This is a genomic window from Rhizobium leucaenae USDA 9039, assembly GCF_000426285.1.
In the GTDB taxonomy this organism is placed as follows: domain Bacteria; phylum Pseudomonadota; class Alphaproteobacteria; order Rhizobiales; family Rhizobiaceae; genus Rhizobium; species Rhizobium leucaenae.
Genome location: NZ_AUFB01000002.1, coordinates 314,749 through 328,914, shown reverse-complemented (window position 1 = coordinate 328,914; position 14,166 = coordinate 314,749). Strand labels below are relative to the sequence as shown.

At 61.8% G+C, this 14,166-nt stretch carries 13 protein-coding genes; 3 read left to right on the top strand and 10 right to left on the bottom strand.

What is annotated here, in order from left to right; genetic code table 11:
* Window positions 1-2: 2 nt before the first annotated feature.
* The 7 genes from K290_RS0104330 to K290_RS0104300 form a co-directional block, all read right to left on the bottom strand.
* A complete protein-coding gene (locus tag K290_RS0104330) occupies window positions 3-785 on the bottom strand; it encodes a crotonase/enoyl-CoA hydratase family protein (protein ID WP_028750738.1) in 783 nt (260 codons plus the stop codon).
* Window positions 782-1,651 (bottom strand): hydroxymethylglutaryl-CoA lyase, encoded by an 870-nt coding sequence (locus K290_RS0104325; RefSeq protein ID WP_028750737.1) that lies wholly within the window; start codon window positions 1,649-1,651, stop codon window positions 782-784. Before K290_RS0104325 ends, K290_RS0104330 begins: the two co-directional genes overlap by 4 nt.
* Entirely contained in the window at window positions 1,648-3,636 is a 1,989-nt protein-coding gene (locus K290_RS0104320) for an acetyl/propionyl/methylcrotonyl-CoA carboxylase subunit alpha (protein ID WP_028750736.1), read from the bottom strand. Before K290_RS0104320 ends, K290_RS0104325 begins: the two co-directional genes overlap by 4 nt.
* 9 nt (window positions 3,637-3,645) lie before the next feature.
* Window positions 3,646-4,029 (bottom strand): RidA family protein, encoded by a 384-nt coding sequence (locus tag K290_RS0104315; RefSeq protein WP_028750735.1) that lies wholly within the window; start codon window positions 4,027-4,029, stop codon window positions 3,646-3,648.
* A 10-nt stretch (window positions 4,030-4,039) separates the two neighbouring features.
* Entirely contained in the window at window positions 4,040-5,647 is a 1,608-nt protein-coding gene (locus tag K290_RS0104310) for a carboxyl transferase domain-containing protein (protein WP_028750734.1), read from the bottom strand.
* A gap of 34 nt (window positions 5,648-5,681) precedes the next feature.
* Entirely contained in the window at window positions 5,682-6,845 is a 1,164-nt protein-coding gene (locus K290_RS0104305) for an isovaleryl-CoA dehydrogenase (protein ID WP_028750733.1), read from the bottom strand.
* Window positions 6,846-6,928: 83 nt separating this feature from the next.
* On the bottom strand, window positions 6,929-10,402 hold the full coding sequence (locus K290_RS0104300) for an indolepyruvate ferredoxin oxidoreductase family protein (protein ID WP_028750732.1): 3,474 nt from the start codon (window positions 10,400-10,402) through the stop codon (window positions 6,929-6,931).
* A gap of 292 nt (window positions 10,403-10,694) precedes the next feature.
* Between K290_RS0104300 and K290_RS0104295 the strand changes: the two genes are divergently transcribed.
* On the top strand, window positions 10,695-11,354 hold the full coding sequence (locus K290_RS0104295; RefSeq protein WP_028750731.1) for a glutathione S-transferase family protein: 660 nt from the start codon (window positions 10,695-10,697) through the stop codon (window positions 11,352-11,354).
* A gap of 6 nt (window positions 11,355-11,360) precedes the next feature.
* On the opposite strand, the gene K290_RS0104290 is transcribed toward K290_RS0104295, so the two are convergent.
* Window positions 11,361-12,257 (bottom strand): LysR substrate-binding domain-containing protein, encoded by an 897-nt coding sequence (locus K290_RS0104290; RefSeq protein ID WP_028750730.1) that lies wholly within the window; start codon window positions 12,255-12,257, stop codon window positions 11,361-11,363.
* Between the two features lie 147 nt (window positions 12,258-12,404).
* On the opposite strand from K290_RS0104290, the gene K290_RS0104285 reads away from it, so the two are divergent.
* Both K290_RS0104285 and K290_RS0104280 read left to right on the top strand, forming a co-directional pair.
* Window positions 12,405-12,590, top strand: a complete 186-nt coding sequence (locus K290_RS0104285; protein ID WP_028750729.1) for a hypothetical protein — start codon at window positions 12,405-12,407, stop codon at window positions 12,588-12,590.
* A gap of 27 nt (window positions 12,591-12,617) precedes the next feature.
* Window positions 12,618-12,980, top strand: a complete 363-nt coding sequence (locus K290_RS0104280; RefSeq protein ID WP_028750728.1) for an MmcQ/YjbR family DNA-binding protein — start codon at window positions 12,618-12,620, stop codon at window positions 12,978-12,980.
* On the opposite strand, the gene K290_RS0104275 is transcribed toward K290_RS0104280, so the two are convergent.
* Window positions 12,981-13,601, bottom strand: a complete 621-nt coding sequence (locus K290_RS0104275; protein WP_028750727.1) for a glutathione S-transferase family protein — start codon at window positions 13,599-13,601, stop codon at window positions 12,981-12,983.
* Window positions 13,602-13,718: 117 nt separating this feature from the next.
* Window positions 13,719-14,075, bottom strand: a complete 357-nt coding sequence (locus tag K290_RS0104270; RefSeq protein WP_028750726.1) for a hypothetical protein — start codon at window positions 14,073-14,075, stop codon at window positions 13,719-13,721.
* Window positions 14,076-14,166: the final 91 nt, after the last annotated feature.

Genomic DNA, 14,166 nt, shown 5'->3' with positions numbered 1-14,166 from the left:
TGCTATCGCCAGCTTGGCTCCCGCCGCTCGAAGAAAGCCGTGACCCCTTCCTTAGCTTCCTCCGTCTCCCAGGTATCGGCTAATTGAGTGATCACGTGATCTATGAGCTCATCACTGATCGGCATGCCGAGAGAGCGAACCAGCGCCTTTGCGCGCGCCGCAGCCTGCGGCGAGGCGGCGAGGAAATGGCGGATTTCGGCTTCGATGGCTTCGTCGAGTGCTTCCTCAGGCACGACGCGGGACAACAAGTCGGCCGCATGGGCTTGCCAGGCGTCGATGACTTTACCGGACAGGAAGAGCGGGCGGGCCTTAACCTCGCCGATGCGGGCAATGACATAGGGGCTGATGGTGGCGGGAATGATGCCGAGGCGAACTTCCGTCAAGCCGAAGCGGGCGGTCGCGGCTGCAATCACCATATCGCAGACGCTGAGGATGCCGACGCCGCCGCCGAAGGCATTGCCGTGCACGCGGGCGATCAGCGGCTTCGGCAATTCGTTCAAGGCCTTGAACATCATGGCAAGCCGCCGGGCTTCAATGATGCGCCCGGCGCGGGTGGCATCGAACTGGGCGCGCATCCAGCCGAGGTCGCCGCCGGCGCAAAAGCTTGCGCCTTCGCCCGCAAGGACGACGACGCGCACGCCCGGATCCCGCCTGAGATCGGAAGCGGCTTCCGTCAAGGCATCGATCATCTCAGCCGACAGGGCATTGTGCTTTTCGGGCCGCGTCAAGCTCAGGCGGGCGACACCACGTTCGTCGATGGCGATATGGATGGTTTGCGATGTCATGTGGCACTCCTCAGGCTACGGGCAAAGGCGGCGGCGCGGGCAAGCTTCTCCTCGTCGAGACCGGTCTCGAAGCCGTGCAGTGCCAGATAGTGATGAACCGCCACGGTATCGACATTGCCTTTGGCACCGGGCGCGAAAGGGCAGCCGCCGAGACCGCCGGCGGCGGCATCGAACACCCGGATGCCCCGGTCCAGGGCTACACCGATATTGTCCAATGCCCGGCCTGAAGTATCGTGAAAATGGCCGGCCAGCATGCTGGCGGGGAGATCGGCAAGCACGGCGTCCAGCATTCTGTCCACCGCCTCCGGTTCGCCCCTGCCGATCGTATCGCCGAGGCTGATCTCGTAGCAGCCGAGTTCGCGCAATTGGCGCGCGACGCTCGCGGCATTCGCCGGCGGCACCGCGCCTTCATAGGGGCATTCGACCACGCAACTGATGTAGCCACGCAGCGGAATGCCGCGATCACAGCTCGCCGCCGCCACCGGTCGGAAACGCTCGATGCTTTCAGCGATGGTGCAATTGATGTTGCGCATCGAAAAGCTTTCCGAGGCCGACGCGAAGATCGCCACTTCATCGGCGCCTGCGGCAAGTGCTGCCTCCAACCCCTGCATATTCGGCGTCAGCACCGCATAGCGAATACCGGGCTTCCGTTTGATCCCGGCCATGACGTCGGCCGCGTCGGCAAGCTGCGGCACCCATTTCGGGCTGACGAAGCTGGTGACCTCGATGCGCTCGAAACCGCAGTCGGAAAGCAAATCCACCAGCTCGATCTTGGTCTCCGTGTCGATCAACCGTTTTTCATTCTGCAGGCCATCCCGCGGCGCCATTTCCACGATCGTGACATGGTTGGAAGGGCGATCGGTCATTGTGCGTCCTCCGGCCGGAGCGATAGCAGCACTGCGCTCTCGCTGGTCTGATCTCCTTCGCCGACGTGCAGGCTTTCCACCACACCGTCGCGCGTCGCCGTCAGCGTCAGCTCCATCTTCATGGCTTCCATGACGATCAGCGCCTCACCTTTTGCGACCACATCGCCTTCCTGCACCCGGACGATCTTGATGAGGCCAGGCATAGGCGCAATCAGCCGGTCGCCACCAACGGCCTCTTCCTCAGCGCCATCCAGCGGGTCGGTCCGATGGAAACGATGGGTATGGCCATCAAAGAACAGCGTCACACCATGCGGCATCTGAAAAAAGTCGGCACGCAATTGCCGCCCGTCGATTTCCACCTGGCAGCTATCGTCGTTACGGCTGATTATGCGAACGGCGACAGCGCGGTCATCGAACTGAACTGAATATCGATCTTGCCCTTTCGCAGCCACCCGCCCGTTCGTCCGTCCGCCGCTGTGATGTAGCGTGACAGAGCGGCCCGCCTCGCCCCAAAGCTGCCAGGCGCCAAGCGCTTGCCATGGCTCTCTCCCTGAAGATTGCGCCATGCCTCCCCCCTCGAAGATAGCGGCAATGGCAAGCGCAATATCGTCCGGTATCGATGCTGCGGTCAGTGTCTCTGCCTCGCGGTCGATAAGGCCCGTATCCGGACAGCCCGCAACGAAATCCGGCTGTTGGCTCAATCGAACCAGGAAATCGAGATTGCTTGCCGTTCCTGCTGCCTGCGTGTCCTGCAGCGCCCGCGTCAGTTTGGCGAGGGCCGCTTGGCGGGTTGGGGCATGGACGATGAGCTTGGCGATCAGCGGATCATAATGCGGTGTGATGCTATCACCTTCACGTACGCCGGTGTCGATGCGGACATCGCCATCCGGAAATCTGAGGTGCGAGAGCGTCCCAGTCACCGGCAGGAAACCCCGCGATGGATCTTCGGCATAAAGCCGCGCCTCGAAGGCCCAGCCCTCGATGCCGAGTTCGGCCTGGGTCCTCGGCAAGGGCTCACCGTAGGCAATCTGCAATTGCCATTCGACCAGATCGACGCGGGCTATCGCTTCCGTGACAGGATGCTCGACCTGCAGACGAGTGTTCATTTCCATGAAGAAGAAGCGATCCGGCGACAGGCCTTCTGAGACATCGGCAATGAATTCGACGGTGCCGGCACCGCGGTAATCGATGGCGCGGGCTGCTCGAACGGCAGCTTCGCCCATGGCGCTGCGCATCTCCTCCGTCATGCCAGGGGCCGGCGCCTCTTCGATCACCTTCTGATGCCGCCGCTGCAGAGAACAATCGCGCTCGAAGAGATGCACGACATTGCCATGGCTGTCGCCGAAGACTTGGATTTCGATGTGGCGTGGTTGAGTCAGATATTTTTCGATCAGGACCGCGTCGTCGCCGAAAGCCGATTTCGCCTCTCGCCTTGCCGCCTCCAATGCAGACGCAAAATCTTCCGGGCGGTCGACACGCCGCATGCCCTTGCCGCCGCCGCCCGCCCGCGCCTTGATCAGAACGGGGAAGCCGATCTCCGCTGCCCCCTCTGCAAGGAATGCCGCATCCTGTTTATCGCCGTGATAGCCGGGAACGACAGGCACGCCGGCGCGCTCCATCAGCGCCTTGGCCGCATCCTTCAGGCCCATGGCGCGGATCGAGGCCGGCGATGGGCCGATAAAGACCAGCCCGGCTGCTTCAACAGCCTCTGCGAACTCGGCATTTTCCGAGAGAAAGCCATAGCCTGGGTGAATGGCCTCGGCGCCGGATTGCTGCGCGGCGGCTATGATCCGCTCCTTCGAAAGATAGCTATCGCTCGCAGCCGCCGGGCCGATGTGAACGGCCTCGTCCGCCAGCGCCACATGCAACGCATCCCTATCGGCATCGGAATAGACGGCGACCGTGCGGATGCCCAGCCGTCTTGCCGTCCGGACGACCCGGCAGGCGATTTCTCCGCGATTGGCGATCAATATCTTCGAAAACATGGGCAAACCCTATTGCGCGGCGACGACCTCGACTTCGAGCAGCCACGCCGTGTCAAAAATGCCCGCAATCACCACCGTCATCGCCGGCGTGAGCGAGCCCAGATATTCGCTGCGGATCTCGCGGTTCTCGATCGTATGGTGACGGTCGGCGAGATAGGTCGTGACCTTGACGATGTCGGTCTTGCTCATCCCCGCGGTCTTGAGTTGCGCGTCGACATTGAGCCAGACCTGACGCGCCTGCGCCTGAAATCCTTCCGGAAGCGCATCGTCTGATGTCGTCGGAATTTGGCCGCTGACGAACAGCAGTCTCTCGAAATTCTCTAGCTTGACCGCCTGGGCATAGCCGCCGCGTGGCTGCGGTGCATTCTTGGCATTGATGATGTCGCGTTTCATCTCCATCTCCTCACATCCGGAACAGGCCGAAACGTGTGTCTTCGATCGGCGCGTTGAGCGCGGCCGAAAGCGACAGAGCCAGCACGTCGCGGCTCTTGCGTGGGTCAATGATGCCGTCGTCCCAGAGACGCGCCGAGGCGTAGAGCGGGTGGCTCTGGGTCTCGAACATCTTCAAGGTCGGTTGCTTGAAGGCCGCCTCTTCTTCTTTCGTCCAAGGCTTGCCGGCGCGCACCAGGGCCTCGCCGCGCACCGTTGCCAGCACGCCGGCCGCCTGCTCTCCGCCCATGACGGAGATGCGACTGTTGGGCCATGTCCAGAGGAAGCGCGGCGAATAGGCGCGGCCGGCCATGCCGTAATTGCCCGCGCCGAAGGAGCCGCCGATGAGCATGGTGATCTTCGGCACTTTCGTCGTCGCCACCGCCGTCACCAGCTTCGCCCCGTGCTTGGCGATGCCCTCCGTCTCGTATTTCCGACCGACCATGAAACCGGTGATATTCTGCAGGAAAACCAGCGGGATCTTGCGCTGCGAGCAAAGCTCGACGAAATGCGCGCCCTTCAGCGCCGATTCCGAAAACAGCACGCCATTGTTGGCGATGATGCCGACGGGGATGCCGTGGATATGAGCAAAGCCGCAAACCAGTGTGGCACCATAGCGCGCCTTGAATTCGTCAAAGCGTGAGCCGTCGACGATACGGGCGACGACTTCGCGAACATCGTAGGGCGTGCGCAGATCGGAGGGCACGATGCCGAGAATATCCTCGGGATCATAGAGCGGCGGCTCCGGCGTGCGCAGTTCGACAGTCGTCGGTTTGTGGCGGTTGAGATTGCCAACGGCCTGCCGCGCCAGCGCAAGCGCATGGGCATCGTCGCGCGCCAGATGATCGGCGACGCCGGAAAGGCGCGTGTGCACATCGCCGCCGCCGAGATCTTCGGCCGAAACCACCTCGCCGGTCGCGGCCTTGACCAGCGGCGGCCCGGCGAGAAAGATCGTCCCCTGCCCCTCGACGATGATGGTCTCGTCGGACATGGCCGGCACGTAAGCGCCGCCCGCGGTGCACGAACCCATGACCACGGCGATCTGCGGAATGCCCGCCGCCGACATATTGGCCTGATTGTAGAAGATGCGACCGAAATGATCTCGATCCGGAAAGACCTCATCCTGGTTCGGTAGGTTGGCTCCGCCGGAATCCACCAGATAGAGGCAGGGAAGATTGTTTTCCGCCGCGATCTCCTGCGCCCGCAAATGCTTCTTCACCGTGATGGGGTAATAGGTGCCGCCCTTCACGGTCGCGTCATTACAGACGATCATGCAGTCCCGGCCGGCAACGCGGCCGATGCCGGCGATCAAACTCGCCCCCGGCGCCTCATCGCCATACATGCCGTGCGCAGCCGTCGTGCCGATTTCAAGAAAGGGCGTCGCCGGATCGATCAGCCCCGCCACCCGGTCACGCGGCAGCAGCTTGCCGCGGCTGACATGGCGCTCACGCGCCCGCGCACCGCCACCCTCCGCCGCCCGCAAAGACGCCGCCTCGGCCACGCCGATCGCCTCCAGCATCGCGGCGCGATTGTCCCTGAAACGGTCCGAATGGGTGGAGATTTGGGATTTCAGGACGGTCATGCGGTATCACCAAAATTGGGGGTGAAATTCAGAATCAGACGGTTTCGGCAAATAGCTCCCGACCGATCAGCATACGGCGGATTTCGGAGGTGCCGGCGCCGATTTCATAGAGCTTGGCGTCGCGCAGCAGCCGGCCGGCGGGGTAGTCGTTTGTGTAGCCATTGCCGCCGAGGGCCTGGATGCATTCGAGCGCCATGGCAGTCGCTTTCTCGGCAGCATAGAGGATACAGCCGGCAGCGTCCTTGCGGGTCGTTTCACCGCGATCGCAGGCGGCGGCAACGGCATAGACATATGCGCGCGCCGCGTTCATGGTCACATACATGTCTGCAAGCTTGCCCTGCATGAGCTGGAATTCGCCGATCGGCTGGCCGAACTGCCTGCGTTCGTGCAGATAAGGCAGCACCACATCCATACAGGCGGCCATGATGCCGAGCGGGCCGCCGGAGAGGACAACGCGCTCGTAGTCCAGGCCGGACATCAGCACACGGACGCCGCCTTCGACCTGCCCCAGCACATTTTCCGCCGGCACCTTGCAGTCGATAAAAACCAGTTCCGAAGTACTGGAGCCGCGCATGCCGAGCTTGTCGAGTTTCTGGCCGACGGAGAAACCCTCGAAGCCCTTCTCGACCAGGAAAGCGGTAATGCCACGCGGGCCGGCCTCCGGAGCGGTCTTGGCATAGACGACCAGCACGTCGGCATCCGGGCCGTTTGTGATCCACATCTTGCTGCCGTTCAACACATAGCCGTCTCCGCGCTTTTCGGCATGCAGCTTCATCGAGACGACATCCGAGCCAGAGCCGGGCTCTGACATGGCGAGCGCACCGATATGCTCGCCGGAAATCAATTTTGGCAGGTAGCGCGCCTTCTGCTCGTCCGTGCCGTTGCGGTTGATCTGGTTGACGCAAAGATTGGAATGGGCGCCGTAGCTGAGACCAACGGAGGCCGAGGCGCGGCTGATCTCCTCCATGGCGACGGCATGCGCCACATAGCCGAGACCGGCGCCGCCATAGGCTTCGTCGCCTGTGATGCCGAGCAGTCCAAGATCGCCCATCTCCCGCCACAGCTCCATCGGAAAACCATTATTGCGGTCGAACTCGTCGGCGAGCGGCGCGATGCGCTGGCCGGCAAAGCGGCGCACGCTTTCACGCAGCGCCTCGATCTCCTCCCCGAGCGCGAAGTTCAATCCCCCTGCAAACATTGCCTTGCCCTCCCAACGTGTGAACCAGAAGCGGCTATCCGCCACTCGGAATCATGCTCTCTCCTCATTCTCTTTTGAGAATATCACGCCGCATCCGCGGGAACGTGATGCTTCTCCTCCGACATTTCATAGGTCTTCAGCTTCTCGGCGATCCGCGCCATGACCTTGCGGGCCGCCTCTTCCTTGATCGGCCCGAAGCCTCTGATCTCATCGAATAATGACAGGATGGCAAGGGCCTCCGTCTCATTACCTGCGCGCAGGCCATTGAGAACACGGTCGGCAATCGCCTCGTATTCGCCGATCAGCCGCCGCTCCAGCCGGCGCTCCCGCATGTAGCCGAAGGGATCAAAGGCCGTGCCGCGCAACCGCTTCATCGGGGCGAGCCTGCGCAGCAACGGCAATATCCAGGGGCCGAATTCCCGCTTCTTCGGCCGGCCGTTCGGATCCTTGCCGGGCAGCAACGGCGGGGCGAGATTGAAGGCCAGCTTGAAATCGCCTTCCATCTCGTCGCGTAAATGCGCCTCGAAGGCCGGATCGGTCAACAGCCGCGCCACCTCATATTCGTCCTTGTAGGCGAGCACCCGCGCATAGGTCGTGGCGACGGCGAAGGGCACCTTGTCCGAAAGCCGCTCCCTCGCAGCCGCCGCCGTGGCGCGCTGGACGAAAGCGGCATAGCGATCGGCGAGGGCGGCATCCTGATAGGCGGTCAGATGCGCCTTGCGGTGGGCAATCAACTCGCCGAGGCTCATCTCCGCCAGCGTCTTGCCGGTATCCGATTCCGTCATCATCTCCCGCACGGCCTGCGGATCATGCGCCAGCAGACGGCCCCAATGAAAGGCCGAGAGGCTGGCCTTGACGGCCACACCGTTGAGCTCGATCGCCTTCTCGATGGCTTCCAGCGACAGCGGCAGCAGGCCGCGCTGCCAGGCAAAGCCGGTGAGCAGGATATTGGTCGACATGGCATCGCCGGTGACTTCGCTTGCGACCTGAGCGAAATCGAGGAAGACGGATTTGTCGCTGACGGTCTTGGCGATGGTGTGCTGTACCGAGCCAATCTTGAAATCGAAGTCGCGATTGCGAACGAAATCGGCGACCGCCATCAGGCCGGTATTGACGATGGCCGTCGTGCGGTTCGAGGCGCAGAGCGTTATCGCATCCTTGGACGCGCCGACCACCTCGTCGGCAGCGAGCAGCAGGTCGGCGCCGCCATTGACTATACGCGACGAGGTTACATCGGGCTCACTATAGCCAATGCGCAGGTGGCTCATCACGGCACCGCCCTTTTGCGCAAGGCCGGCCATGTCGAGGATCATCGGCACTTTGCCGTCGAGATGGGCAGCCATGCCGAGAATGGCGCCGATCGTCAGAATACCGGTGCCGCCGACGCCGGCGATCGCGATGTTCCAGGGGCGCTCGCCGATGACGGGGATGTCGGGCATCGGGACCTCGGCATCCGCATGCTCCAGCGCCCTGCGCTTGCGGCGCTTGCCGCCATGCACGGTCACGAAAGACGGGCAGAAGCCTTTGACGCAGGAGAAGTCCTTATTGCAGCTCGACTGGTTGATCTGCCGTTTACGGCCGAACTCCGTTTCCAGCGGCTCGACAGAAATGCAATTGGATTGCACCGAGCAATCGCCGCAGCCTTCACAGACGGCGGGATTGATGAAGACGCGCTTGGCCGGATCCTCCATAAGACCGCGGCTCCGGCGGCGGCGCTTTTCCGCGGCGCAGGTCTGGACATAGACGATGGCCGAGCAGCCTTCGGTCTCGCGCAGGGTCAGCATCACCTGATCGATATTGTCCCGATGCAGCACTTTGACGCCGGGGGCCAGATCCGATGCGGGATAGGCCGCGGGATTTTCAGAAAGCAGATAGATCGGCGAAACGCCCTCGCCATGCAATTGGCGGGTCAGGAGCTGCGGCGTCAGATAGCCGTCGATCGACTGGCCGCCGGTCATGGCAACGGCGTCGTTGTAGAGCAGCTTATAGGTGACGTTGACCTTGGCGGCGACCGACTGGCGGATGGCGAGAATGCCGGAATGGAAGTAGGTGCCGTCGCCGAGATTGACGAACATGTGCTTCTCGTCGGTGTAGCGGGCGATTGCCGTCCAGGGCACGCCCTCGCCGCCCATCTGCGTGAAGGTCTGGGTGTTGCGGTCCATCCAGGTGACCATATAGTGACAGCCGATGCCGGCCATGGCGCGGCTGCCTTCGGGGACGCGGGTGGACGTATTATGCGGACAGCCCGAGCAGAAGAATGGCGTGCGATTCAACGGCGCGACATGCGTGCGGCTGATCTGGCCGCGCTCGGCGAGATAGGCAAGCTTGGCGGCGATCTGGTCGTGCAGCGAGGGATCGAGATCGAGCTTGACGATGCGCCCTGCAATGGCTCTCGCCACCGCGCCGACTGTCAAAGCCGCCGAGAGGCTGAGATAGGGTTTGTCGTGTTCGTCGAATTTGCCGACGATGCGCGGGCGGACATCGGCGCGCCAGTTGAAGAGCTGCTGCTTGATCTGGTTTTCGATGATCTCGCGGCGTTCCTCGACGACGAGCACCTCATCCAACCCTTCGGAGAAATGCCGGACGGTCTCCGGCTCCAGCGGCCAGGGCATACGGACCTTCAGGATACGCAGGCCGATCGCCGCCATTTCCCTGGGTCCGATTTCCAGTTCTCGCAGCGCCTGCAATACGTCCTCATAGGCCTTGCCGGAGGAGATGATGCCGAAGCGGGCATTGGGCACATCATGGGTGATTTCATCGACGCGATTGGCGCGGGCAAAAGCGATGGCGGCATAGGCCTTGTAGTTTTGCAGACGGTCGTCCTGCACCAGCGGCGGATCGGGCCAACGCAGGTTCAAGCCGCCGGGCGGCAGCTCGAAATCGGTCGGCAGCACGAATTGCCGCTTCTCGCCGGAAAGATCGACGGCAGCCGTCGTCTCGATGGTGTCGGCTATGAATTTCATGCCGACCCAGCAGCCGGAATAGCGCGACATGGCGATGCCGAGCAGGCCATATTCGAGGAATTCGTGGATCGAGGATGGATAGATGACCGGAATGACCGCCGACATGAAATCATGGTCGGTCTGGTGCGGGATCGTGGAGGATTTGGCGGAATGATCGTCGCCAGCGAAACAGAGGACGCCGCCATGCTTCGACGTGCCGGCGGCGTTGCCGTGTTTCAGCACATCGCCGGAGCGGTCGACACCGGGGCCCTTGCCGTACCAGATGCCGAGCACGCCGTCTTTGCGGACGCCGGGCGACAGGCCGACCTGTTGTGTACCCCAGATGGCTGTGGCTGCAAGGTCTTCGTTGATGCCCGGCTGAAAGGTGACGTCATATGCGTCAAGATAGGTCTTGGCTTTCAGAAGCTGTTGATCGTAGCCGCCGAGCGGCGAGCCGCGATAGCCAGATACGAAAGCTGCGGTATTGAGACCGGCGGCGCGGTCGCGACGCATCTGGGTCATCGGCAGACGCACGAGGGTCTGCAGTCCGGTCATGAAGACGCGGCCTTCATCTGCTGTATATTTGTCGTCAAGCGATACGCTGGTCGCTAGCATCTGCTCTCCTCCCGAGATCGCAGTCACCGGTTGCGTAAGAATATCCTCGCCGAATGCCTCCTACCGCACCAGCGAAAATCTAGATCGATGTTAGCATGCACCATTGCTAATTTCCGAACGAAGGCGGTGCGCAGCCGGCATGATTTGCAAAGATTGAAGGGCTCGGCGGATATTTTCGTGCTTGATCCTGTACACTCATCAAAAGCTTTCATTGCAGATATAAGCCGAAGCCTCTTCCGCTTGGCGACAGCCGCCAATAACCTCGCTTCGACTCGATTTTTGGAGACCGGCCATGCTGACAATTTACGGCGTCTATCGCTCACGCGCATCGCGCAACTACTGGATGGCGGAGGAGCTTGGCATCCCCTTTCAATCCGTGCCCGTGATACAGGCCAGCCGGCTCGAAAATCCGCTAAGCCCGGATGCGCCAGTCAATACGATGTCGGCCGAATTCCTGGCTGTGAATCCGATGGGCATGATCCCCGCCGTCAAGGACGGCGATCTCGTCCTGCATGAATCGCTCGCCATCAATCTCTATCTCGCCCGCAAGTATGGCGGACCGCTGTCCGGGAAGACGGTGGAGGAAGAGGGTCTGCTCGGCATGTGGACCATGTGGGCAGCAACGGAGGTGGAGCCTTACTCTGTGGCCGTGGTGCGCATCTACGACCGCTCGCAGGAGAACACCGATGCCGGCAAGGCAGGGATCGCGGTTGCCTGCCGATCTCTGAAGCGACCGTTCGACGTGCTGGAAAAGCACCTGACGGACAAGGATTACCTGCTGGGCGATCGCTTCACCGTCGCCGACCTCAATCTCGCGGAGGTGCTGCGCTACGTGCAGACCGAACAGGCATTGTTCGACAGCCATCCGAACGTGAAGACCTGGATCGAGCGCTGCCAGTCGCGCGATGCCTATAAGGCGATGCAAGCGACGCGCGGCAGGGAGCCGGTTTGAGGCAGATCACCGAAAGAGCTTCATACTTTCTTCCAGCTCGTCCCGCATCCAAGCCTTGAAGGCGGTTACCTTTTTGGCTTCTCGCACGCCTTCCGCCGTAATGAAATAATGGCCGAAACCGGTTTTGGCGCGGATGCCGAAGGGATCGACCAGGCATTTCTGTTGCAGCGCATAGGCGGCCAGCGTCTGCCAGGCGAGCATTACGCCCTGGCCCGCCATGGAGGCGTCGAGGCAAAGCGAGGCATCATTGAAGATATGCCGCTCCTCCATGCTTTTGCCGGAGAGGCCGACCTTGCTCAACCAGACCTCCCACGTGAACATAGCCCGGCCGTCGATGACGGCTGGAACCTGCAGGAGATCGGCCGGCTCCTTCAATCGACTGGCGATCTGCGGCGTCACCACCGGGAAGACCTCCTGCTCCAGCAATAGCTCAGAATGGACATCAGCCCATTGGCCATCGCCGACGCGGATGCCGATGTCGACATCCGACGTCGCAGGATTGATGAGTTGCATGGTCGCGTCGATACGCAGCCTGATATCCGGATGGCGCTTGGCGAAACGATCGAGACGATGCACCAGCCAGCGGGCCGCCAGGACCGGCGCAACCGAGATGGTGAGAATATTGTCGTCGCGATGCTGCGCGGCGGTCACCGCTGCCGACAAGGCCTGAAAGCCCTCGCCGAGGCGCGCCAGGACCGAGATGCCCGCCTCCGTCACCATCATGCCCTTCGGCGTGCGCTCGAAAACCGGCCGCCCCAACTGCGCCTCGACCTTAATCACCTGCTGGCTGACGGCGCCGATAGTCACGCCGAGCTCATCGGCAGCCGCTTGCAACGACCCGAGCCGCCCCACGGCTTCCAGTGCCCGAAGTCCATTCAGATGAACGCTGTTGAGATTCTTCATATAGAATATCTATATCAGCGTACCGGCATTCTCAATTGAAAAGCTGCGCGGTACGCGCGATCATTGCGGCATAAAACCACAACCGCCGCCATCCCGTCGACTGATGCGCCACAGATGCATCGTCGCGGAAGAACGAGGAGGCATGTCATGTCGATACTGAAGATTTTCTTCAATCATCTGCTGGAAGAGGATTGCGAACAGGAAAGCGATCCGCTGCAGCACCCCATGCTCGCGGCCATGTCGCTGGAAGAACTGGCGGACCTGCCGCTCATGCCGGAAAATCTGGGGCGGCCTATGGACAAGCGAACCGTTCAGCCGGAAGAATGTGCGTAAGAGAGACCCTACTCCACTCGCGCAGACATGACGTCGAACATCGATATGGACGCTATCGTCGAACGACTGCAGCGGCTCATGGCCCAGGCGCCGCTGCCAGCCGTCGAGCCTGGCACGCATTACGGCCTGCCGGCTTTCAAGGTCGGCGGCAAGGCGTTCGTGACGGTGAGGAACAACGAGACCATCGTGCTGGCGCTGCCGATCGACCGCAAGGAGCAGCTCATCGAGATGGCGCCGGAGATCTATTTCCAGTCGGATCACTATGTCGGTTGGCCGTCGCTGCCAACGCGTATCGCCGCCATCGGCGACGAAGAACTGCAACTGCGGCTGATCGAGGCCTGGCGGTTTCGGGCGCCTAAAAAATTGCGGGCGGCTTTCGACGTCGGTTGATCAAATCCGCTCGGCGGCGAGCGCCCTTTGCACGGCAGGGCGCTCCAGCATGCGCGCGTGGTGGGCGCTAACCTTCTCAAAGCGGCTCGGATCGACGCTGTCGCCCGGCAACCAGCTTGCCAGCGTAAAGAGATAGCCGTCGGCAACGGTATATTGCTCGCCCATCACCCACGGCCCTTCCAGCATCTTTTCCTCGATCAGCGCGAAACACTCGCCCATATTCTGCGGCACCTTGGCCTTCATCGCTTCGATTGCCGCCGTATCGTCGGTCCAGCGATAGCCGCGCCCTTTATGGGCGTGATTCACATGCACGGTCGAGGCGAGATAGCTGTTGAAGGCCTGCATGCGGGCAAAATCAAAGGGGTCGTCGAGCGGCGCCAGCCGGGCGGCCGGGGCGATCTGGGCAACATAGGCGAGGATCGCCACGTTTTCCGTGATGATGCCCTTGTCGGTCACCAGAGCCGGAACACGACCCTTGGGATTGATCGCCAGGTAGTCCGGCGACCGCTGCTCTCCGTTGGCAAAGTTGAGGCGCCGGGTCTCGTAGGCAAGGCCCGACTCTTCGAGCGCTATCAGACTGGCAAGCGCACAACTGCCCGGGGCGAAATACAAATTCAGCATATCCGTTTCCTCCGCTCGATTTCGTCAGACGTTACCGGCGGCGGAGGAAATACGGAAGTGGCTGACATCGATATTGGTTATGAAAGCTTTTGATGGATGCCGTCTGCGCATCGACCTTCAGGCACAGCCCGGAACGTCCTCCAGTCGGTACCAGACGGGAATGCCGCGTTCATTGGCAATGCGGACGTCGTTGTCGGCTCCCTTGGACTCGCCCGGAAGCCTGAGAACGCCCTCGCACAATTGCAGCAACCGGCCCGCGGTCGGGTGGAATATCTCTTCATAGAGATCGTCGCCGATGCTCTTGCCGCCGGCGGCGTGCCAGACTGGCAGGGCGACCCACTCGCCGATCATCGGCAGATGCCCTGCCTTGAACAAGGCATAGGACGGCTCTTCCAGCCGCTTGAGATTCTCCGCCATTTTTTGGGGATCGTCTCCGGCTCCCGAACGATATGGTCCGGCAATCAAGATCAACATGTCACGTCTCCTCTTCTCTGCATCATGCAGGAATTTGCACGAATATGCGTTAAATTTCTTGAATGTCGACTCACTTTTGATATTTTCACGA

Excerpts from the sequence above, each read along its gene's own strand:
- K290_RS0104330 (WP_028750738.1), bottom strand. The coding sequence starts at position 785 with ATGACATCGCAAACCATCCATATCGCCATCGACGAACGTGGTGTCGCC.
- K290_RS0104305 (WP_028750733.1), bottom strand. The coding sequence starts at position 6,845 with ATGTTTGCAGGGGGATTGAACTTCGCGCTCGGGGAGGAGATCGAGGCG.
- K290_RS0104300 (WP_028750732.1), bottom strand. The coding sequence starts at position 10,402 with ATGCTAGCGACCAGCGTATCGCTTGACGACAAATATACAGCAGATGAA.
- K290_RS0104295 (WP_028750731.1), top strand. The coding sequence starts at position 10,695 with ATGCTGACAATTTACGGCGTCTATCGCTCACGCGCATCGCGCAACTAC.
- K290_RS0104290 (WP_028750730.1), bottom strand. The coding sequence starts at position 12,257 with ATGAAGAATCTCAACAGCGTTCATCTGAATGGACTTCGGGCACTGGAA.
- K290_RS0104270 (WP_028750726.1), bottom strand. The coding sequence starts at position 14,075 with ATGTTGATCTTGATTGCCGGACCATATCGTTCGGGAGCCGGAGACGAT.
- K290_RS0104320 (WP_028750736.1), bottom strand. The coding sequence starts at position 3,636 with ATGTTTTCGAAGATATTGATCGCCAATCGCGGAGAAATCGCCTGCCGG.
- K290_RS0104285 (WP_028750729.1), top strand. The coding sequence starts at position 12,405 with ATGTCGATACTGAAGATTTTCTTCAATCATCTGCTGGAAGAGGATTGC.
- K290_RS0104310 (WP_028750734.1), bottom strand. The coding sequence starts at position 5,647 with ATGACCGTCCTGAAATCCCAAATCTCCACCCATTCGGACCGTTTCAGG.
- K290_RS0104325 (WP_028750737.1), bottom strand. The coding sequence starts at position 1,651 with ATGACCGATCGCCCTTCCAACCATGTCACGATCGTGGAAATGGCGCCG.
- K290_RS0104280 (WP_028750728.1), top strand. The coding sequence starts at position 12,618 with ATGACGTCGAACATCGATATGGACGCTATCGTCGAACGACTGCAGCGG.
- K290_RS0104315 (WP_028750735.1), bottom strand. The coding sequence starts at position 4,029 with ATGAAACGCGACATCATCAATGCCAAGAATGCACCGCAGCCACGCGGC.
- K290_RS0104275 (WP_028750727.1), bottom strand. The coding sequence starts at position 13,601 with ATGCTGAATTTGTATTTCGCCCCGGGCAGTTGTGCGCTTGCCAGTCTG.